The following is a 21,049-nucleotide window of genomic DNA, read 5'->3' as shown; positions in this document are numbered from 1 at the left end:
GAAGCGGGGGCTGAGGATGAAGGGAATCGTGCTGGCGGGGGGCAGCGGGACGCGACTGCATCCCATCACCCAGGCCATCTCGAAACAGCTGCTGCCGGTCTACGACAAACCGATGATCTACTACCCGATCTCGGTGCTGATGTTCGCCGGGATCCGCGAGATCCTGATCATCTCGACGCCGGTCGACCTGCCGAACTTCCGGAAGCTCCTCGGGGACGGCAGCCAGTTCGGGCTCAGCTTCAGCTACGCCGAACAAGCCGCCCCCAACGGGCTGGCCGAAGCGTTCATCATCGGCGCGGACTTCGTCGGCGACGACGAGGTCGCGCTCGTCCTCGGCGACAACATCTTCTACGGCCAGGGTTTCTCCACCAGGCTGCAGGCCGCCGCGACCTCGCTCGACGGCTGCGTGCTGTTCGGCTACCCGGTCAAGGACCCGCAGCGGTACGGCGTCGGCGAGATCGACGCCAACGGCAAACTTCTCTCCATCGAGGAGAAGCCCGCGAAGCCGAAGTCGAACAAGGCCATCACCGGCCTGTACTTCTACGACAACCAGGTCGTCGAGATCGCCCGCGGCCTCAAACCGTCGCCGCGCGGCGAACTCGAGATCACCGACGTCAACCTCGCCTACCTCAGGCAGGATCGCGCCACCCTGGTCGACCTCGGCCGCGGCTTCGCCTGGCTCGACACCGGCACGCACGACTCGCTGCTGGAAGCGGGCCAGTTCGTGCAGGTTCTCGAGCACCGGACGGGCGTCCGGATCGCCTGTCTCGAAGAAGTCGCGCTGCGGATGGGCTTCATCGACGCCGACCAGTGCTTCGCCCTCGGCGCGAAGCTGGCGAAGTCCGGCTACGGCGAGTATCTGATGAACGTCGCGCGCGTCCACGGCGCTACCGGCTGAACAGGTGCTCCCGCAGGGTGTCGCCGGTGTAGTCCGTCCGGAAGACGCCCCCACGACGTGGGACACCCCTGCATTTCGTCCTCTAAATGCGTTCCTTGCACACGCAACTACCGCATTTAGAGGACGAAATGCGGTAGTTCGAGGGCGAACGAGCGCATTTAGCGGGCTAAACGCGATCCGGCTGGTCAGAGGGGGCGGCGGGCCATCTCTTCGAGGCGGCGGATGCGTTCGTCCATGGGCGGGTGGGTCGAGAAGAGCTTCGAGAGGCCTTCGCCCGGCCGGAACGGGTTCGCGATCATGAGGTGCGACTGCGACACCAGCTTCGGCTCCGGCACGAGCGGCGCCGCGCGCGTCCCCTGGTCGAGTTTCCGCAGCGCCGATGCCAGGCCGAGGGGGTCACCGGTGAGTTCCGCGCCCGACGCGTCGGCCTGGTACTCCCGCGACCGGCTGACACCGAGCTTCACGATGGCGGCCGCGATCGGGCCGATCAGCACCAGCAGCAGCGCGACCAGCGGGCTGTCGCCGTCCTCGCGGTCGTTGCCGCCGAAGACGCTCGCGAACATCGCGATGTTCGCGAGCACGCTGACCACACTCGCCAGCGCGCCCGCGACGCAGGAGATGAGGATGTCCCGGTTGTAGACATGCGACAGTTCGTGCCCGAGCACCGCCCGCAGTTCGCGCTCGTCGAGCAGGCCGAGGATCCCGGTGGTGCAGCACACCGCCGCGTACCGGGGGCTGCGGCCGGTGGCGAACGCGTTCGGTGCCTGCGTGGGGCTGACGTACAACCGCGGCATCGGCTGACGCGCTGTGGTCGCGAGCTCGCGCACGATCCGGTACATCGCCGGATACTCCGCCTCGGAAACCGGGCGGGCGCGCATGGCCCGCAGGGCGATCTTGTCGGAGTTGAAGTAGGCGTAGGCGTTGACACCGAGCGCCACCACCAGGCCGATGACCAGCGCGCCCCGCCCGAAGAAGCCGCTGATCCCGACGATGAGCGCGGACAGCATGCCGAGCAGGACGACCGTCTTCAAACCGTTCTGGTGTTTGTGCACAGCGTCCTGCTCCTTTCGTTCTCCGAGTATGGGGGCGAGAGGGTTACCCACCGGAAACAACGCGATCGGGGGACGTGAAGTTCCTTCGCCCGGACGAACCGCGGGTTATCGTCGGTTCCCGGAACGATCTTGGGGAGGCGCTTGTGCGAGGACCCGAACTGAGCCGCCGAGCCCTGCTCACGCTGGCCGCGGCCGGGGCTTCCGCGGTCGCCTTCGCCCCGGCGGCCAGAGCCGAGAAGGTCCTCCTGATCGAGGTCGGCGGCGCCCCGGAGGCGGTCGCGGTGAATTCCGTCACCGGCTTCGCCTACGTCTCGGACCCCTCCACCGGCACGGTCGTCGTCCTCGACTCGCGGTCCGGCACCGTCGGCGCGGTGATCCCGGTCGGCGGCGAGCCCGCGGGCCTGGCCGTGGACACCGTGACCAACCGGGTCTTCGTCACCAACCCGCCCGCCGGGACCATCCTCGTGATCGACGGGCTGACCAACGACGTCATCAGCGTGATGCCCGCCGGGCCGGGGGCGTCGAGCGTCGACGTCGACGAGCAGGCGAACCGGATCTACGCGGTCAGCGACGTCACCGGGATCCTCGCCGTCCTCGACGGCGTCGGCTGCCGCCTGGTGAAGCTGGTACCCGGGCCCACGTCGAGCCTGTCCTCGATCGCGGTGGACGGCGACCGCGAACTCGCGCACTGCACCAGCACGCGCACGGATTCCCTCGAGATCTTCGACATCGGCGCGGAGAAGTTCACCGACGGCGTCAAGGTCGGCAAGTCACCGACCGGGGTCACCGTGCATCGCGGCAGCGGGACGGTGTTCGTCGCGAATTCGGCGATCCACCATCTGTCCGTCGTGGACGCGAGCGCCCGCCGGGAAAAGGCGACGGTGCTGCTGCGCTCCGAATCGTCGGCGGTCGCGATCCACCAGGGTACGAACACCGTGTACGCCAACGGTGGTCCCAACGGGATCGCCCGGATCGACGGCGTGACCAACTTACTCACCGGTGACCTGTCACTCGGGGTGAACCCCGGCGCGGTCGCGATCGACCAGCGCCTCAACGCCGTCTACGTGACGGATCCCTTGCGTGGCAGGGTTTTCCTGATCAAAGACTTCTGAGTGGCATGATGGTCGGGTGAGCGGGTACGAACTGCGCGGCGGACTGCAACCGGACGTGTCGGCGGTGGCCGCCGTACTGGCGCACCACGGTGTCGAAGGGCCGGACGGGAAGGCGCCCAGCGAGGCGTTGCTGTTCGCCGCCTCCGGCGGGATCGGGGCCGGCTACCTCCTGTGGGACTTCGCGCACGAATCGACCTCGACGACCGTGTTCGGTTTCCGTGCGCGGTGGCAGTATCCGCAGGACTGGCTGAAGTCCACAGTGGACAGGCTCGGCCTTCGGGCCGACATCCACACCACCGGCGGCAAACGCGCCGCCGCGAAACGGCTCACCGCCGACCTCGGTGCGGGGCGGCCGGTGATCGTCCTCCCCGATCGCGAGTCGCTCGGTTACTGGCGGCTGCCGCCGGAGCTGTCCGGCGCCGGCGGGCATTTCGTCGTCGCGTACGGCGAAGAGGATGGCCGGGTGCTCGTCGACGACCGGAATCTCGCCCCGCTGACGGTCGACCGGAAGACTTTCGACCGCGCGCGCGACCGCGTCGGCTCGTACAAGAACCTGCTCGCGACGATCCAGCCCGGCGAGGTCTCCGACTGGCGGACGGCCGTCCGCGACGGACTGACGGACTGCGCGCGGAACCTCTCGGCGCCGTCGAAATCGTTCTCGCTGCCCGCCTGGGAGCGCTGGGCGAAGGCGATGACCGACGAGCGCGATCCCAAGGGCTGGCCGCGCGCGTTCAGCGAGCGACGCGGCCTTTTCGGGGCGCTGCTCAACGTCTGGGAGAGCGTCACCCCGGCGGGGATGGCGGGCGGACATCTGCGTGGCCTGTTCGCCGACGCGCTCACCGAGGCCTCGGGGTTGCTCGACCTCCCGGTACTGGCCGAACAGGCCTCGGCCTGGCGCGGGATCGGCGAACGCTGGGCCGAACTGGCCGAGGCCGCCCTCCCGGCGTCGAACGCGGAGTTCGCCTGGGTGCGCGGGCTGGTCAGCGCGGTCTCGGCGGGCGTCCGCGAAGGTGACGCCGGACAGGACGCGGCCGCGGCGGCCGGTGCGGAGTTGTGGAAGCTGCGCGCGCATTACAACGACGAAATGCCGTTCACCGACATCGAGGTGGGCGATCTCTTCAGCACGATGGGCAAGCTGCTTCGCGACATCCACGCCGCCGAGACCACCGCGATCCGCGAGCTCTCCGAAGCCCTGACGGAGTGAGCAAGTCCCGGAGCCGAATTCTTTTTAACCGTTTATGCTCCATTTCCCCCAGCCGGGATTTCCCGGCTGGGCCGTTCAGTGGCTGATCGACACGCTTTTCGGCGGGTACCTTCGAAAGACCTCTCCCCTGCAGAGATCCCCGGAGGTATTTCATGCCACGGCCGAAGTCTGTCCGCATTCTCGCGCCCTTGGTCGGCGCGCTTCTCCTGACGAGCGGAGTGGCCGTCGCCGCTCACGCCGAGGAAGACCCGCAGTTCATCCGCCTGGCCAGCAGGACCTTCGATCCGCTCAGCCAGCGGACCGCCGCGAGTCAGGACTGGCGGGGCGCCTACCTGCTCCAGGTCCGTGGCGCGCTGACCGACGCGCGGCGCGAGCGATTGCGCGCACTCGGCGCGCGAATCGGGACCTACATTCCCGATTTCGCGTACGTGGTCCGTTTGAAGCCGGAGAACCGGGAATCGATCACGAAATTGAATTTCGTCCGCTGGCTCGGTGAATACCGGCCCGGCGACAAGGTGGAGTCTTCGGCATTCTCGATCAGTGGCACCGGCAGCCATCTGGTGACGCTCGTCGAACCCGACGCGCGGGACCAGCGCGCGGTCGCCGAGCGGATCCTGCGGCTCGGCGGCGGTATCGAGGCGATCTCGCAGAGCGGGCAGCACATCGTCGCGAGGCTCGGCTCCGGTCAGGTCGCCGCGGTGGCCCAGGGTGCCGAGGTGCTCGCGGTCGGCGCGATCACCGCGCCCGAAACCGACATGGCCAACGCGCGCGAAAGCGGGGGCGCGAACTACCTCGAAAGCGTCGGCGGCTACCGCGGGCAGGGGGTGCGCGGCGAGGTGATGGACGGCGGGCTGCGGGTCACCCACCAGGAGTTCAAGGCGCGGCCGACGGTGCTGCACGGGTCGAACTCGACCAGCACCAGCCACGGCACTTCGACCTACGGGCAGATCTTCGCCTCCGGCGTGAGCGCGCCGCAGCGCGGCCTGCTGCCGGAAGCTCAGGGCATCTTCGCCACCTACGACAAGCCCGACCGCTATGCCCACACCAAGGAACTGGTCGACCCGGCCGGCAAGTACCGCGCGGTGTTCCAGAGCAACAGCTGGGGTGGTGGGCTGACGACGGCGTACAACTCGGTTTCGGCTGAGCTCGACAAGATCGTCTTCGATCACGACCTGCTGATCTGCCAATCTCAGAGCAACGCGGGCACCCAGCAGTCGCGACCACAGGCCTGGTCGAAGAACGTGCTCTCGGTCGGCGGTCAGTACCACTACAACACGCTGAGCCGCACCGACGACAAGTGGAACGGCGGCGCCAGCATCGGCCCGGCCGCCGACGGACGGATCAAGCCGGAGCTGTCGAACTACTACGACCGGATCGACACGACGTCGTCCACCAGTGACACCTCGTACACGACGTCGTTCGGCGGGACGAGCGGCGCGACCCCGATCACCTGCGGAAACGCCGGTCTGCTGTTCCAGATGTGGGCCGACGGCGTATTCGACGGCGGCCCCGGCAAGGGCCGCGACGTCTTCGCGAGCCGCCCGCACGCCGCGACCGCGAAGGCGCTGCTGGTCAACGGTGCCGACCAGTTCGCGTTCAGCGGCACCTCGCACGACATGACCCGCACCCATCAGGGCTGGGGTACCGCGAACGTGCGTTACCTGCACGAACAGGCCAAGGCCAACGGGTGGAAACTGCCGGTACTGGTCAACGAGACGGACCTGCTGGCCACCGGGCAGACCAAGAAGTACACGGTCGCGGTGAACGGGACGAAGCAGTTCAAGGCCACGCTGGCCTACACCGACCCGGCGGGCTCGCCGAGCGCGGCGGTCACCCGGGTCAACGACCTGACGCTGAAGGTCACCGCGCCGGACGGGACGGTGTACTTCGGCAACAACGGCCTGCGCGCGGGCAACTTCTCGACCGCGGGCGGGTCGCCGAACACCATCGACACGGTGGAGAACGTCATCCTGGAGAAGCCGGCGGCGGGCACGTGGACGGTCGAGGTCGTGGCGACGCAGGTGAACGCCGACGGTCACCCGGAGACCTCGGCGACCGACGCGGACTACGCGTTGGTGGTTTCTTGACGGGGTGAGCCGCGGCACCGCGTTCAGTCCGCTGAACGCGGTGCCGCTTGCGGTTGCCCGCGCCCGGATGGCCGAGGCGCCTGCGCCGAGCAGGTTTCGGTTGTGAGACGGAACCACGAGAGCTTTGAAAGGCATGTAACGAGGTGACCCGGGGGGCCGACGTCTGGGATACGTGACGCGAGCCAAGGAGCCTCTCGATGACCACCTGCCGACTCTGCGGCTCGGCCCATCTCGCCAGTGTCGTCGACCTCGGGGCGACGCCGCCGTGCGAGCGTTTCCTGACCGCCGAGCAGCTCGCGGAACCGGAGCCGACCTATCCGCTGCACCTGCTGGTCTGCACCGAGTGCTGGCTGGCCCAGATCCCGCCGCTGATCACCCCGGAAGAGACATTCACCGAATACGCGTACTTTTCGTCGTATTCCGCCTCCTGGGTCGAACACGCCAAGACGTTCGTGGACAGCGCCGTCGAGCGGCTCGGACTCGACGAGTCCTCGTTCGTCGTCGAGGTCGCCAGCAACGACGGCTATCTGCTGAAACACGTGGTGTCGCAGCAGATCCGCTGTCTGGGAGTGGAACCTTCGGTGAACGTGGGCCAAGCCGCGCGTGACGCCGGGGTGCCGACGAAGACCGCCTTCCTCAGTTCCGAAACCGGACGCGAGGTCCGTGAGGAGCACGGTCCCGCCGACCTCGTCGTGGCGAACAACGTTTACGCGCACATTCCGGACATCATCGGGTTCACGGAGGGACTCCGCGCCCTCGTCGCCGACGACGGCTGGGTCAGCATCGAGGTCCAGCATCTGCTGACACTGATCCAGGAGAACCAGTACGACACGATCTACCACGAGCACTTCCAGTACTACACGGTGGAATCCGCGCGCCGGGCGCTTTCGCGCGGCGGATTGTCCGTTGTGGACGTCGAACTCCTCCCCACCCACGGCGGTTCCATCCGGCTGTGGGCGCGTCCGGACGCCGTCGCCGGTGAGCCGAGCGAGCGGATGATGCAGGTCCTCGATGCCGAAAAGGCCGCCGGTCTGCACGAAATGTCCGGCTACACCGAATTCTCCGAGCGGGTCACCAAGGTCCGGCTCGACCTGAACAAGTTCCTCACCGACGCGGCGCTCGAAGGCAAGACCGTCGTCGGTTACGGCGCCCCGGGCAAGGGCAACACGCTGCTGAACCACTGCGGCATCCGCCCGGACGTCCTGCGGTACACCGTCGACCGCAACCCGTACAAGCACGGCCGGTTCACCCCCGGCACCCGGATCCCCATCCTCCCGCCGGAGCGCATCGAGGCGGACCGGCCCGACTACGTGCTCGTCCTTCCGTGGAACCTCCGGAAGGAACTGACCGCCCAGTTGTCTTTTGTGGACGATTGGGGCGGAAAACTGGTCTTCCCCATCCCGCACCTGGAAATCGTCGAGGTGAAGTCGTGAAGGTAGTCCTCTTCTGCGGCGGCTACGGCATGCGGATGCGCAACGGTGACGCGTCCGACGTGCCCAAGCCGATGGCCATGGTCGGCCCCAGACCCCTGATCTGGCACGTGATGCGGTACTACGCGCATTTCGGCCACACCGAGTTCATCCTCTGTCTCGGGTACGGCGCGCACCACATCAAGGAGTTCTTCCTCAACTACCAGGAGACCACCTCCAACGACTTCGTCCTGCGCAACGGCAAGGCGGAACTGCTGTCGACCGACATCGCGGACTGGTCGATCTCCTTCGTGCAGACCGGTCTCGAATCGGCCATCGGGGAGCGGCTGCGCCGGGTGCGCCCGTACCTCGAAGGCGACGAGATGTTCCTCGCCAACTACGCCGACGTCCTCACCGACGCCCCGCTGCCGGACATGATCGAGCGGTTGTCGAACTCCGACGCCGGCGCCTCGATGATGGTCGTGCCACCGCAGTCGTCGTTTCACTGCGTCGAAATGGGCGAGGACGGCCGGATCGGCGCGCTGACCCCGGTCAGCGAGATGCCGCTGTGGGAGAACGGCGGGTACTTCGTACTGCGCCAGGAGGTCTTCGACCACATCCCCCAAGGCGGCGACCTGGTCGCCGACGGCTGCGGGGAACTCGCCAAGCGGGGGAAGCTGCTCGCGTACCCGTACCGCGGCTTCTGGAAGCCGACCGACACGGTCAAGGAACGGGTCCAGCTCGACGAGGCCTACGCGCACGGCAATCGCCCGTGGGCGTTGTGGGAACACGAACCGGCACCGGTGGGCATCGCGTGATCGGACTCGGTACCGGCAGGCTCGAGCGGATCGTCGCGCTCGGCGCGCATTGTGACGACATCGCCATCGGCGCGGGCGGCAGTTTGCTGACCATTTGCGACCGGAATCCGGGCGTCCGGGTCGACGCGCTCGTCCTGTCCGGCGGCGGCACCGAACGGGAGGCCGAGGAGCGCGCCGCGCTCGCGGCCTTCTGCCCGGACGCCGACGTCGAGGTCACCGTGCTCAAACTGCCCGACGGCCGTCTCCCCGCGCACTGGGAAGAGGCCAAGAACGGGCTGGAGGAGCTGCGTCGCCGCACGGATCCGGACCTCGTCCTCTCGCCGCGCACGGCCGACGCGCATCAGGATCACCGCGGCCTGGCGACGCTGGTGCCGACGGTGTTCCGCACCCATCTCCAGCTGGAGTACGAAATCGCCAAATGGGACGGCGACCTCGGCAAGCCGACCGCGTACGTCCCGCTCTCGCCCGAACGTGCCGAGGAGAAAGTCCGCCTGCTGCAGGAGCACTACGCCTCGCAACGGCACCGTCCTTGGTACGACCGGGAAGCCTTCCTCGGCCTCGCCCGCATCCGCGGTATCGAATGCGGGCAGCGGTACGCGGAGGCCTTCGACCTCAAGAAACTGACGCTCGATCTCTCCTCGAAAGGCTGAAAGCCATGCGTGTGCTGCTGACCGGGCACAAGGGTTACCTCGGCACGGTGATGGCCCCGGTGCTGGCCGCCGCCGGCCACGAGGTGATCGGGCTCGACTCCGGTCTCTACGACACCTGCGTGCTGGGCCCCCGGCCCGAAGATCCCGAGGGCTACGAGGTCGACCTCCGTGACGTCACGGCCGAGCACGTGACCGGGATGGACGCCGTGATCCACCTGGGCGCGCTGTCCAACGACCCGCTCGGTTCGCTGGCGCCGGAACTGACCTACGACATCAACCACCACGCTTCGGTCCGGCTCGCCAAGCTGGCGAAGGACGCCGGGGTCAAGCGGTACCTCTACGCGTCGACATGCTCGGTCTACGGCGCGTCGGGCGGCGACGGCCTGGTCGACGAGGACGCGCCGCTGCGCCCGGTGACGCCGTACGCCGAGTCGAAGGTGCGGGTCGAGGACGACGTCCAGGAACTCGCCGACGACGACTTCAGCCCGGTGTACCTGCGCAACGCCACCGCGTTCGGCTTCTCGCCCCGGCTGCGCGGCGACATCGTGCTCAACAACCTCACCGCGCACGCCCACCTGTCCGGTGAGGTGCTGGTGCTGTCGGACGGCACGCCGTGGCGGCCGCTGGTGCACGCCAAGGACATCGCGCGGGCCTTCACCGCGGCACTGGAAGCGCCCAGGGAAGCAGTGCACGGCAAGGCGTTCAACATCGGCACCGAACGCAACAACGTGACCGTCGCCGAAATCGCCGAAGAGGTCGTCGAGGCCGTTCCCGGCTCGACGCTGCGGATCACCGGCGAGGCGGGCGCGGACCCGCGCTCCTACCGGGTCGACTTCTCCCGGTTCCGCGCGGCGATCCCTGGCTTCGAGTGCGACTGGTCGGTCAAGGACGGCGCCCTCGAACTGATCGAGGCCTACCGGACCCACGGCCTCACCGAACACGGCTTCCAGCGCCTGTTCACCCGGCTGGCGCGGTTGCAGGACCGCACCGCCGCCGGCGAGCTCGACGACACCTTGCGGCGTCGCTGATGACGTACCGGGACCTGGAGACGGGCGCCGACCTGCGGGAGCTGGTCGCGCGCCTGTATCCGCTGTGCCGCAGCATCACCGGCGACGGCGTCCGCCGCACGCTGGAGATCGTCGGCGAGCACATCCCGCTGGAGATCCACGAAGTCGCCACCGGCACCCGGGTACTGGACTGGACCGTGCCGCAGGAGTGGAACATCCGCGACGCGTACATCAAGGACGCCTCCGGCCGCCGTGTCGTCGACTTCCAGGAGTCGAACCTGCACGTCGTCGGCTACAGCGTCCCGGTGTCGCGGAAGATGTCACTCACCGAGCTGCGCGAACACCTGCACACGCTGCCCGAACAGCCGTCCTTGGTGCCGTACCGGACCAGCTACTACTCGCCGACGTGGGGTTTCTGCCTGGCGCAGGAGACCCTCGACGCGCTGCCGGACGGCGAGTACGAGGTGCATATCGATTCCACTTTGGACGATGGGCACCTCACCTACGCCGAGCACGTCGTACCGGGCGAGGTCGCCGACGAGGTGATCGTCTCCTGCCACACCTGCCATCCCTCACTGGCGAACGACAACGTCGCCGGGATCGCGATCGCGGCCGCCTTCGCCCAGACGCTGGAGAATCCCCATTACACCTACCGGTTCCTGTTCATGCCGGGCACGATCGGCGCCATCACCTGGCTCGCGCGCAACCAGGATCGTGTCGACCGGATCAAGGCGGGACTCGTGCTCGCGTGCGCCGGTGACCCGGGTTCGCTGACCTACAAGCGAAGCCGCCGAGGCGACGCCGAGATCGACCGCGTACTCGCGTACGTACTCGCCGATCGCGCGCACAAGATCGTGGACTTCTCGCCGTACGGCTACGACGAACGCCAGTTCTGCTCCCCCGGCTTCAACCTCGGTGTCGGATCCTTGACGAGGACGCCGTACGCGGGTTACCCCGAGTACCACACGTCGGCGGACAACCTCGAGTTCGTCTCGACCGAGGCGATGGAGGAGACCCTGCGGACCTTGCGGGACACCTTCGCCGTCCTCGACCGCAACCGCCGCTACCTCAACCTCAGTCCTTACGGCGAGCCGCAGCTCGGCAAGCGTGGGCTGTACGACTCGCTCGGCGGCCGGAGCGACGCCAAACAAGCCCAGATGGCGATGCTCTGGGTGCTCAACCTCTCCGACGGCGAGCACAGCCTGCTCGACGTCGCCGAGCGGTCCGGGCTGCCGTTCGATTCCGTCGCCGCCGCCGCCCGGGCGCTGCACGACGCCGGATTGCTCAAGGACTGAGCCCATGCGATCACTTCTGCGTTCCCAGGCCGTCCGGGCCATGGCCGGACGGCTCAGCTGGGGTCTCGGCGATCAGGCCGTCTCCAGCATCACCAACTTCATCGTCGGTCTCTACGTCGCCCGTTCGCTCGGCACGACGGCGTTCGGCATGTTCAGCCTCGCCTGGGTCACCTACGGCGTGGTGCTCAACCTCTCGCGCGGGCTGACGACGGATCCGCTGATGGTGCGGTTCTCCGGCGTGTCCACCGACTCCTGGCGCGCCGCGACCGCCAGGGCGACCGGGACCGCGCTCACCGCGGGTGTCGTGTCCGGCGCGATCAGCGTCGTCGTCGGTCTTCTGGTCGGCGAAGACATCGGTGGCGCGTTCGTCGCGCTCGGCATCGTCATCCCGGCGCTGTTGCTGCAGGACGCCTGGCGGTTCAGCTTCTTCGCCGCGGGACACGGCAAGAAGGCGTTCGTCAACGACGTCGTGTGGGGCCTCGCGCTGGTCCCGGCCCTGTTCGTCGCGCACCGGTGGTTCGACACGGTCGTCGCCTTCATCCTGGCGTGGGGCCTGTCGGGAGCGGTCGCCGCCGGATACGGCTGCCTGCAGTCGGGGGTCCGGCCCGCACCGCGCGGCACCCTCGAATGGCTCAACCGGCACCGCGATCTCGGTACGCGGTACCTGATCGAAAACGTCAGCAACAGCGGCTCGTCACAACTGCGGATGTACGGCCTCGGCGCGATCGCGGGGCTGGCGAGCGTCGGGGCGGTGCGGGGTGCCGAGCTGCTCCTCGGGCCGTTCTTCGCCCTGTTGATGGGACTTTCCCTGGCCACGGTGGCCGAAGGCGCGCGGGTGCTCCAACGGGCCCCGCATCGGCTCCGGCACTTCTGCGCCGTTCTCGGCGCGGGTCAGGCGGCCGCGGCCCTGCTTTGGGGCTTCGCCTTGCTTCTGGTACCCCACGACGCCGGCCGGTTCGTCCTCGGCGACGTCTGGGATCCCGCTTCGGAACTGATCCTCCCGGTGACCATCGGTATCGCCGCGGCGGGATTCAACACCGGGGCGGCCGCCGGACTGCGTGCGCTCGGCGCTGCGAAACGGAGCCTTCGCGCCCAGCTGATCAACTCCGCCGGCTATGTCGGCTTCGGGCTCATTGGCGCCTTCTTGGCCGGGGCGCCCGGATCCGCTTGGGGGGTCGCGCTGGCGATCACCAGCGGGTCTGCGGTGTGGTGGCTTCAGCTGCATGCCGCGTTGAAGGCACATTTCATTTCGGAGAAGGACGGCGGAGCTGAAACGCATCCGCCGAAAGTGAGCAGCACGTGAACCCGCCCGGCCGAAGGCCCCGCTATCGCGGTGGCAGGGTGCCCTTCCCTTCCACCGGGACGTGGCCGCCAACCGGCGCCCTGCCGACGTCGATCGCGGTCGCGGGTTCACCCATAGACACTCGGAGAAGGAAGAAATGAGGACGTCATGAGCACCGCTCCTCGGCTGAGCATCGGGCTCCCCGTCTACAACGGCGAGGACTACCTCGCCGAATCGCTGGACGCACTCCTCGGCCAAAGCTACGAGAACTTCGAGCTGATCATCTCGGACAACGCGTCCACGGACCGCACCGAAGAGATCAGCCGTGCGTACGCGAAGCTGGATTCCCGCGTGCGCTATGTGCGCCAACCGGTGAACATCGGCTGCGCGCCCAACCACAACTACTGCGTGGACGTCGCCCGCGGCGAGCTGTTCAAGTGGGCTTCCGACGACGACCTCTACGCGCGCGACCTGCTGGAGCGCTGCATCGAAGCGCTCGACGAGCACCCCGAGTTCGTGCTGTCGCACTCGTGGACGGCGATGATCGACGAGAAGGGCATCGTCACGCAGGCGCTGGAGTACCCGCTCAACACCGTCTCGCCGCACGCCGCGGAACGTTTCCGCAGCACGCTGTTCGCGCCCGGCGGGGACGACGACGGCGCGGTCATCCGCACCGAGGTCCTGCGCCGCGTCGCGCCGCTGGACAGCTACCACCACGCGGACCGGACGATCATCTCGGAACTGGCCCTGCACGGCCGGTTCCACCAGGTGCCGGACTGGCTGTACTTCCGCCGCGACCACCCCGGCCGCTCCGAGCACGAGTACCCGACCGTGCGCAAACGCGCCAGCAACCTGGACCCCAAACGCGCCGACAAACTGCGTCACCCGATGGTCCGGCTGCTCGGCGAGTACGTCCTCGGCTACGTCAAGGCGATCCGCAACGCGCCGATCTCCGGCGCGGAGAAACGCGAATGCTTCCGGTACCTGCGGCAATGGATGCTGAACCGGGCGGGTAACCCGGCCATGGGCCGGATGCCGGTGCAGGCCGAGGCCGAACTCGGGCCGCGCGAAGTCTCCGTGGTGTCGGTCGTCGCCGGCCAGGAGGGAAGAATCCCTTGAGCCCGCCCGCGAGAATCGGGCTGTTCGGCCTCCTCGGTTCCGGGAACCTCGGCAACGACGGCTCCTTCGAGGCGGTTCTCGGGTATCTGCGGGCGGAACATCCGGACGCCGCGCTCCACGTGATGTGCGGGGGTCCGGAAATCGTCACGTCACGTTACGGGCTCGAGACGACCGCGTTGAACTGGTACCGGGGTGAATACCGGACGGCTTCCGGTCCGCTGTCCATCGCCATGAAGGCGCTCGGCAAGCTCGTCGACGTCGTCCGCACGGCGGCGTGGGTGCGGCGCCAGGACGTGGTGATCGTGCCGGGGATGGGTGTCCTCGAATCCACCCTTCCCTTGCGGCCTTGGGGTTTCCCGTACGCCCTGTTGCTGCTGTCGGCATCCGGCAGGCTCGTCGGCACCAAGGTCGCGCTCGTCAGCGTCGGCGCCAACGTGAGCGGGCACCGGGCCACCCGGACGATCATCGGCTGGGCCGCGCGACTGGCGGCGTTCCGGTCCTACCGGGACGAGCCGTCCCGCGACGCCATGCGCGAAATGGGCGTGGACGTCACCCGCGACCACGTCTATCCCGACCTGGCCTTCGCCCTCCCGGTGCCGTCGGAACCGGCGTACCCGGGAGCGGTCGGCGTCGGGGTGATGGCCTACTACGGCGGGAACGACGACCGCGCACGGGCCGACGAGATCTATGAGTCCTATGTGGACAAAATGACCCGGTTCGTGGCCAAGCTGGTCGCCGACGGCCGTCAGGTCCGGTTGTTCATCGGCGATCAGGCCGACCGGCAGGTCGTGACCGAGATCATCACGGAACTCGGTTCGCCGCTGATCTCGGCGGCCGACACGTCCACTTTGGACGAGCTACTGCGGGCGATGTCGGCGGTCGAGACGGTGGTCGCCACCCGCTACCACAACGTGCTGTGCGCGCTGAAGCTGGCGAAACCGACGTTGTCCATCGGGTACGCCCGCAAGAACGACGTCCTCATGACCGAACTGGGCCTCGGCGAGTTCTGCCAGTCGGCCAAGGAGATCGACTTCGACGCGCTGATACGCCAGTTCGCCGAACTCGAGAGCCGCGCCGACGAACTGTCCGAGATCCTGGCGAAACGCGGCGCGGAGCAGGCGCGACTGCTGGAACGGCAGTTCTCCGAACTGTCCTCCGCCTTCCTGCCGATGGGAGTCCGATGAAGGCGATACCGGTGCCAGCCATCGCGGGCGCGTACCTGTTCGAGCCGACGCCGCACGTCGACGAACGCGGGTTCTTCAGCCGCACGTTCGACGCCGACGTCGTCCGGTCGGTGGGAATCGACCCGAACGGGTTCCTCCAGGACAGTGTTTCGCGGTCCCGCCAGGGAGTTTTGCGCGGAATGCATCTCCGCTCGGGCCTCGGCGAGGCGAAACTGGTCCGGTGTTCGTGGGGCGCCGTCTTCGACGTCGTCGTCGACCTCCGTCCCGATTCCCCGACCTACCTCGGCAAGGAGACGTTCGACCTCACCGGGGAGACCCAGGTCTCGCTGTACATCCCGGCGGGCTGCGCGCATGGGTTCCAGGCGCTGACCGAGTACGCCGACGTCTCCTACCGGATCGACCGCGCGCACGATCCGGCCGAAGACGTCGCCATCGCCTACGACGACCCCGATCTCGCGATCCCCTGGCCCCTCCCGGCCGCGTTCGTCTCGGCACGGGACCGGCAGGCTCTTCCGCTCTCCGCGGTACTACAGAACATGAGGTGAGAGAGAAGTGACCCGGCATCTTCCCCGATCCATGCGGGCCAACGAGCGTCTCCACGCGATGATCCCCGGAGGCGCCCACACCTACGCCAAGGGTGACGACCAGTACCCGGAGAACCTGGCACCGGTCATCTCCCACGGTCGTGGCGCGCACGTCTGGGACGTCGACGGGAACTCCTACATCGAGTACGGCTCGGGGCTGCGCGCGGTCAGCCTCGGGCACGTGCACCCCCGGGTCAGCGAAGCCGCCCACCGCGAGATCGACCGGGGTGCCAACTTCGCCCGACCGTCCATTGTGGAGGAGAAGGCGGCGGCGAAGTTCCTGGAGACCGTTCCCACCGCGGAGATGGTCAAGTTCGCCAAGAACGGTTCGGACGCCACCACGGCCGCGGTCAAGCTGGCCAGGGCCGCCACCGGCAGGCCGTTGGTGGCGATCTGCCGCGACCACGCGTTCTTCTCCATCGACGACTGGTTCATCGGCACCACGCCGATGTCGTCGGGGATTCCGGCCGAGGTCAGCGACCTGACCGTGTCGTTCCCCTACGGCGACCTCGCGGCGACGGAAGCGTTGCTGCGGGAGCACGCGGGCCGGGTCGCCTGCCTGATCCTGGAGGCGGCCACTCAGCAGGAACCCCCGCCCGCCTACCTCATCGGCCTCCGCGAACTCGCCGACCGGTACGGCTGCGTGCTCGTCTTCGACGAGATGATCACGGGTTTCCGCTGGTCGGAGGCCGGAGCGCAGGGGATGTACGGGGTAACGCCGGATCTTTCGACGTTCGGGAAAGCACTCGGGAACGGGTTCGCCGTCTCGGCGTTGGCCGGCAAGCGCGAACTGATGGAACTCGGCGGACTCCGCACCGCCGGGGAGCGCGTCTTCCTGCTGTCCACCACACACGGCGCCGAGACGCATTCCTTGGCCGCCGCGATCGCGGTCATGGAGACCTACACCGAAGAAGGCATCGCCGCGCGGCTGCACGCGCTCGGCGACCGGCTCGCCGCCGGGGTCCGCGAAGTCGCGGCGTCGGCCGGGGTCGGAGAACACGTCGTCGTGCGCGGCCGGGCGAGCAACCTCGTCTTCGGCACGCTCGACGCGGAAAAGAAACCGTCGCAGGACTACCGAACGTTGTTCCTGCGGCAACTGGTCACGGGCGGGGTCCTCGGACCGTCGTTCGTGGTCAGCAGCGCACTGTCCGAAGAAGACATCGACCGGACTGTCGAAGTGGTATCGCAGGCGTGCCTCGTGTACCGCAAAGCACTCGACGCGGATGATCCGGCGCCGTGGCTGGGTGGCCGTCCGGTGAAGCCGGTATTTCGGAGAAGGGTATGAGTCCAGGGATCGCATCTCGCTCGGCCGGCTCTCGCGCGCTCCGCGTCGCGCTGTCGGTATTACTGCTCCAGGTCGCCGTTGAAACCACAGCGGTGGCGACTCCAGAGCCGGCCCGAGGGGTGTGCGACACGACTGTCGGCGTCCCTTCCGCACCGGAAGGCGCCCAGGTCGTCGAACCGGGAACCGATCTGACCGACAAGACCCGGTTCAGCCCGCCGGGGAGCGTGTTCTGGCTGGCGCCCGGCACGCACACCTTGAGTTCCGACCAGTACGGGCAGGTGATGCCCAAGGACGGCAACGTCTACCTCGGCGCACCGGGAGCCGTTTTGGACGGCCGCGGACTCAACCGGGCGGCCTTCACGACGTCGGCCAAGGACGTCGTGATCCGGGGGCTGACCATCCGCCGTTTCGTCGCCGAACGCGATCAGGGTGTGGTGAACCACGACTCCGGTGACCGCTGGACCATCGAGGGCAACGTCATCGAGGACAACGACGGCGCCGCGATGATGACCGGATCCGGCCAGCGGGTGATCGGGAACTGCCTGCGGAACAACGGGCAGTACGGCATCAACGCCTACCGCTTCGGCGCCGGATTGAGCGATCTGCTCATCGAAGGCAACGAGATCTCCGGGAACAACACCGGCGATTGGGAAGCGAAGCTCCCGGGCTGCGGCTGCAGCGGCGGGGCGAAATTCTGGTCCGTGAACGGCGCCGACATCCGCGGCAACTGGGTACACCACAACCACGGTGTCGGGCTCTGGGCCGACACGAACAACAACGATTTCCTCATCGAGGAAAACCTGATCGAGGACAACGCGTCCGAGGGGCTGTTCTACGAGATCTCCTACAACCTGGAGCTGATCGGGAACACGTTCAACCGCAACGCGCTGGTCCAGGGCCGCACCCGGGCGGCGAAGGGCGACAACTTCCCGGTCGCGGCGGTGTACCTCAGCGAATCGGGCGGGGAGCCGAGGTTGCCCGCCAGGACCAGCCGGATCGACATCCGGGGCAACATGTTCTCCGACAACTGGTCGGGGATCACGCTGTGGGAGAACGCCGACCGGTTCTGCAACAGCCCGGCCAACACCTCCACGCTCTCGTGTACGGCGTTGGTCTCATCGACGTCCAGCTGCTCCGATCCGGGAATCGCCACCGAGCCGCTGTACAGCGACTGCCGATGGAAGACCCAACGCGTTTCGGTGCACGAGAACACGTTCGAGATCGATTCGTCCATGGAAGGCTGCCTCGGCCTCTGCGGACGGATGGCGGTGCTCTCGAACTACGGGACCTTCCCGGCGTGGTCGCCGTACCGCGGCGCGGTGATCTCGGAGGCGATCACCTTCCGGCAGGAGAACCGGTGGTACGAAAACAAGTACTACGGTCCTTGGACGTTCGTCGCCCATGACACGTCGCGGCGGCTGACCGCGGCGCAATGGCAGGCCGCGCCCTATCTGCAGGACACCTGCAGCGGGTTCGGGGAGACGGAGACCTGCTGAAGGTTCACCTGTAAGTGTCCGTCTGGGACCGTCCATAGTGGCTTACCGTTTCCGGTATGCCAACGTGGAGACCCCTGTCCCTGGTTCTGTCGCTGATCCTCGCGACAGGAGTCGTCGTGACCGCACCGGCCGCGGCTTCTCCTGTCGCGGTCTGCGAAGCGGGACCGGCGAGCCCGCCGAAACCGGACCATGCCGTGGTAGTCGAACCGGGGACGGATCTTTCCGCGAAGACGCGTGAACTCCCGGCAGGCACGACGTTCTGGCTGGCCAAGGGCACGCACAAGCTGGACCCGGACGAGTTCGGCCAGATCATCCCGAAGGACGGCAACGCCTACCTCGGCGCACCCGGCGCGATCTTGGACGGCGCGGGCGTCAACCGCTACGCCTTCACCCAGCAGGCAAGCGACGTCGTCATCCGCGGCCTCACGATCCGCGGTTTCATGGCGCCGCAGGATCAGGGAGTGGTCAACCACGACTCCGGTGCGCACTGGACCATCGAAGGCAACACCATCGAAGACAACCGCGGCGCCGCGATGATGGCGGGACCGCGTCAGCAGATCCTGCGAAACTGCCTGCGGAACAACGGGCAGTACGGAATCAACGCCTATCGCGCCGGCGACGGGATCACCGGGCTGGTCGTCGAGGGCAACGAGATCAGCGGGAACAACACCGACGACTGGGAGAAGAAGGTCCCCGGTTGCGGCTGCAGCGGCGGCGTCAAATTCTGGGCCGTCGACGGCGCCGACGTCCGCGGCAACTGGGTCCACCACAACCACGGCGCGGGACTGTGGGCGGACACGAACAACAACGACTTCCTCATCGAGGACAACGTGATCGAGGACAACGAGGCGGAGGCGCTGTTCTACGAGATCTCCTACAACCTCGTCGTCCGAGGGAACACCTTCCGGCGCAACACCCTGGTGCAGGGGCGCGCCTTCGCCGCGCGGGGCGACGACTTCCCGGTCGGGACGGTGTACATCTCGGAGTCCGGCGGTGAGCCCCGGGTGCGGGCCAGGACTTCGCTGGTGGAGATCACGGACAACGTCTTCGAGGACAACTGGGCCGGAATCACCCTGTGGGAGAACGCGGACCGCTTCTGCAACAGCCCGGCGAACACTTCTTCGGGCTCCTGCACGCTTCTCGTACCTTCGGTCTCTTCCTGTTCTTCGCCCGGCATCGCTTCGAAACCGCTCTACGACGATTGCCGGTGGAAGACGCAGCGCGTTTCCATTCACGGCAACCGTTTCCGGATCGGTTCCGGATGCTCGGGGTTTTGCGGACGGATGGCACTTTTGGCGAATTTCGGGACCTATCCGGACTGGTCGCCGTACCGGGGCTCTACCGTTTCGGACGCGGTGACCTTTCGGCAGGAGAACCGGTGGTACGACAACGCTTACTCGGGCGATTGGCGTTTCGTCGTGCACGACACTTCGCGGACGGTGGGGTTTTCGGAGTGGCAGGGGGCTCCTTACTCACAGGATGCGGGCGCGAGCGTGGAGGATTCGGGACGTTGAGCGTCCCGGATCCTCCACGTTCGCGAAGAAAATGAGATGACAGGACCGTTCGTGCACCCAAAGAACGGATTTTGTCGGTGGGCGAGTGCACTGTGATCGGGTGCGACGAGGAACCTGGTCGACCGACCCTCTACTGACCCAAGGCCCGATGGTGGTTCGCGCGGCCGCGCTCGAGGCCGCCGGTGTGCCGGGCAGGACCATCTCACGCCGGTGCGCTTCCGGCGGTCCCTGGCAACGCCTTCTACCTGGGATCGTTCTGCTCCACAGTGGAGAACCTACCAACGAACAGCGGCTACAGGCGGCGCTTCTCCATGGTCGCGAAAACGCGCTCCTGACCGGTCTATGGGCGCTGCGTGGTCATGGTCTGGAGCGGCTCCCGCCACCGCGGGATGTGCACATCCTGGTGCCCGCCGATCGGCGGATCGCCACGACGGGCTTCGTGCACGTCGAACGGACTCGACATCCACCCAGGGCATATGTGCGGGGTGGGCTCCCGGTCGCCCCTGTCCCCCGAGCCGTCCTCGACGCCGCACGAAGGCTCACGAACGAAGACGAGATCCAAGCGATGATGGCCGAGTCCGTCCAACGCCGCTTCTGCACCACCGGCATGCTCACCGACGAACTCGACCAAGCCGGACGTGCCGGAACCGCCCTGTTCAGGAAGGCCCTGATCCCACTCGCCGATGGCGCCAGATCAGTCGCCGAAGCAGACGCCTGGCACCTCTTACGAAGATCCGGTCTCCCGCCCGGCCAGTGGAACGTCGCGATCTACGACGCCGACGGGAACTACCTCGCCACCCCGGACTTCTGGTGCGACGAGGTCGCGTTCGCTTGGGAGATCGACTCCTACCGTCACCACACGAGCCTCGAAGACCACCGTGCCACCGTCGCCCGCAACGCCCGATACGCCGCCGCGGGGATCGTCGTGCTCCAGACACTGCCTTCACGGCTGCGCACCGAGCCGGACGTCGTACTCGGCGAACTCCGTGCCGCGTTCCGGGCCGCGCAGGGCCGTCCGCGGCAGGGGTCTCTGTTCAAGCGGACGGCGTAACG

General features: G+C 67.6%; 18 protein-coding genes. 17 read left to right on the top strand and 1 reads right to left on the bottom strand.

The annotated features are described in order from the left end of the window. Positions 1-16 precede the first annotated feature (16 nt). On the top strand, positions 17-898 hold the full coding sequence (rfbA, locus tag AVL48_RS27675; RefSeq protein WP_061980011.1) for a glucose-1-phosphate thymidylyltransferase RfbA: 882 nt from the start codon (positions 17-19) through the stop codon (positions 896-898). Positions 899-1,083: 185 nt separating this feature from the next. On the opposite strand, the gene htpX is transcribed toward rfbA, so the two are convergent. Next, positions 1,084-1,950 carry a zinc metalloprotease HtpX gene (gene htpX, locus AVL48_RS27670; RefSeq protein ID WP_061980012.1) on the bottom strand — a complete coding sequence of 289 codons (867 nt, stop codon included), beginning with the start codon at positions 1,948-1,950 and terminating at the stop codon, positions 1,084-1,086. A 143-nt stretch (positions 1,951-2,093) separates the two neighbouring features. On the opposite strand from htpX, the gene AVL48_RS27665 reads away from it, so the two are divergent. The 16 genes from AVL48_RS27665 (at position 2,094) to AVL48_RS27590 (ending at position 21,047) form a co-directional block, all read left to right on the top strand. Further along, on the top strand, positions 2,094-3,062 hold the full coding sequence (locus AVL48_RS27665) for a YncE family protein (RefSeq protein WP_061980577.1): 969 nt from the start codon (positions 2,094-2,096) through the stop codon (positions 3,060-3,062). A 16-nt stretch (positions 3,063-3,078) separates the two neighbouring features. Beyond that, entirely contained in the window at positions 3,079-4,266 is a 1,188-nt protein-coding gene (locus AVL48_RS27660; RefSeq protein ID WP_061980013.1) for a BtrH N-terminal domain-containing protein, read from the top strand. 152 nt (positions 4,267-4,418) lie between these two features. Further along, positions 4,419-6,353: a S8 family serine peptidase gene (locus AVL48_RS27655; RefSeq protein ID WP_061980014.1), complete on the top strand. Its 1,935-nt coding sequence runs from the start codon at positions 4,419-4,421 to the stop codon at positions 6,351-6,353. Between the two features lie 197 nt (positions 6,354-6,550). After that, positions 6,551-7,786: a class I SAM-dependent methyltransferase gene (locus AVL48_RS27650; RefSeq protein ID WP_061980015.1), complete on the top strand. Its 1,236-nt coding sequence runs from the start codon at positions 6,551-6,553 to the stop codon at positions 7,784-7,786. Beyond that, positions 7,783-8,580 (top strand): glycosyltransferase family protein, encoded by a 798-nt coding sequence (locus tag AVL48_RS27645; protein WP_061980016.1) that lies wholly within the window; start codon positions 7,783-7,785, stop codon positions 8,578-8,580. Before AVL48_RS27650 ends, AVL48_RS27645 begins: the two co-directional genes overlap by 4 nt. After that, positions 8,577-9,230: a PIG-L deacetylase family protein gene (locus tag AVL48_RS27640; protein WP_061980017.1), complete on the top strand. Its 654-nt coding sequence runs from the start codon at positions 8,577-8,579 to the stop codon at positions 9,228-9,230. Before AVL48_RS27645 ends, AVL48_RS27640 begins: the two co-directional genes overlap by 4 nt. Before the next feature lie 5 nt (positions 9,231-9,235). Continuing rightward, positions 9,236-10,258: an NAD-dependent epimerase/dehydratase family protein gene (locus tag AVL48_RS27635; RefSeq protein WP_061980018.1), complete on the top strand. Its 1,023-nt coding sequence runs from the start codon at positions 9,236-9,238 to the stop codon at positions 10,256-10,258. Then, entirely contained in the window at positions 10,258-11,532 is a 1,275-nt protein-coding gene (locus AVL48_RS27630) for a DUF4910 domain-containing protein (RefSeq protein ID WP_061980019.1), read from the top strand. Before AVL48_RS27635 ends, AVL48_RS27630 begins: the two co-directional genes overlap by 1 nt. Before the next feature lie 4 nt (positions 11,533-11,536). Further along, complete coding sequence (locus AVL48_RS27625; protein WP_061980020.1) at positions 11,537-12,835, top strand: MATE family efflux transporter; 1,299 nt, start codon at positions 11,537-11,539, stop codon at positions 12,833-12,835. Between the two features lie 147 nt (positions 12,836-12,982). After that, the gene (locus tag AVL48_RS27620; protein WP_061980021.1) at positions 12,983-13,933 is read left to right on the top strand and encodes a glycosyltransferase family 2 protein; all 951 of its coding nucleotides are present in this window, start codon (positions 12,983-12,985) and stop codon (positions 13,931-13,933) included. After that, on the top strand, positions 13,930-15,117 hold the full coding sequence (locus AVL48_RS27615; RefSeq protein ID WP_061980022.1) for a polysaccharide pyruvyl transferase family protein: 1,188 nt from the start codon (positions 13,930-13,932) through the stop codon (positions 15,115-15,117). Before AVL48_RS27620 ends, AVL48_RS27615 begins: the two co-directional genes overlap by 4 nt. Continuing rightward, a complete protein-coding gene (locus tag AVL48_RS27610; RefSeq protein WP_061980023.1) occupies positions 15,114-15,662 on the top strand; it encodes a dTDP-4-dehydrorhamnose 3,5-epimerase family protein in 549 nt (182 codons plus the stop codon). Before AVL48_RS27615 ends, AVL48_RS27610 begins: the two co-directional genes overlap by 4 nt. A 7-nt stretch (positions 15,663-15,669) precedes the next feature. Further along, positions 15,670-16,986, top strand: coding sequence for a glutamate-1-semialdehyde 2,1-aminomutase (locus AVL48_RS27605; protein ID WP_074038210.1), 1,317 nt, complete (start codon positions 15,670-15,672; stop codon positions 16,984-16,986). 119 nt (positions 16,987-17,105) lie between these two features. Beyond that, positions 17,106-18,482: a right-handed parallel beta-helix repeat-containing protein gene (locus AVL48_RS27600; protein WP_061980025.1), complete on the top strand. Its 1,377-nt coding sequence runs from the start codon at positions 17,106-17,108 to the stop codon at positions 18,480-18,482. Positions 18,483-18,538: 56 nt separating this feature from the next. Continuing rightward, positions 18,539-19,996, top strand: a complete 1,458-nt coding sequence (locus tag AVL48_RS27595; protein ID WP_061980026.1) for a right-handed parallel beta-helix repeat-containing protein — start codon at positions 18,539-18,541, stop codon at positions 19,994-19,996. Positions 19,997-20,399: 403 nt separating this feature from the next. Then, positions 20,400-21,047, top strand: a complete 648-nt coding sequence (locus AVL48_RS27590) for a hypothetical protein (protein ID WP_341865676.1) — start codon at positions 20,400-20,402, stop codon at positions 21,045-21,047. The last annotated feature ends 2 nt before the right edge of the window (positions 21,048-21,049 follow it).

The organism is Amycolatopsis regifaucium, from assembly GCF_001613935.1.
Classification (GTDB): Bacteria; Actinomycetota; Actinomycetes; order Mycobacteriales; family Pseudonocardiaceae; genus Amycolatopsis; species Amycolatopsis regifaucium.
This window is presented reverse-complemented; position numbering and strand designations above follow the sequence as displayed.

What these genes read in the sequence shown, in the direction of transcription:
- AVL48_RS27650 (WP_061980015.1), top strand. Translation starts at nt 6,551, where the DNA reads ATGACCACCTGCCGACTCTGCGGCTCGGCCCATCTCGCCAGTGTCGTC.
- AVL48_RS27625 (WP_061980020.1), top strand. Translation starts at nt 11,537, where the DNA reads ATGCGATCACTTCTGCGTTCCCAGGCCGTCCGGGCCATGGCCGGACGG.
- AVL48_RS27655 (WP_061980014.1), top strand. Translation starts at nt 4,419, where the DNA reads ATGCCACGGCCGAAGTCTGTCCGCATTCTCGCGCCCTTGGTCGGCGCG.
- AVL48_RS27620 (WP_061980021.1), top strand. Translation starts at nt 12,983, where the DNA reads ATGAGCACCGCTCCTCGGCTGAGCATCGGGCTCCCCGTCTACAACGGC.
- AVL48_RS27635 (WP_061980018.1), top strand. Translation starts at nt 9,236, where the DNA reads ATGCGTGTGCTGCTGACCGGGCACAAGGGTTACCTCGGCACGGTGATG.
- AVL48_RS27630 (WP_061980019.1), top strand. Translation starts at nt 10,258, where the DNA reads ATGACGTACCGGGACCTGGAGACGGGCGCCGACCTGCGGGAGCTGGTC.
- AVL48_RS27595 (WP_061980026.1), top strand. Translation starts at nt 18,539, where the DNA reads ATGCCAACGTGGAGACCCCTGTCCCTGGTTCTGTCGCTGATCCTCGCG.
- rfbA (WP_061980011.1), top strand. Translation starts at nt 17, where the DNA reads ATGAAGGGAATCGTGCTGGCGGGGGGCAGCGGGACGCGACTGCATCCC.
- AVL48_RS27610 (WP_061980023.1), top strand. Translation starts at nt 15,114, where the DNA reads ATGAAGGCGATACCGGTGCCAGCCATCGCGGGCGCGTACCTGTTCGAG.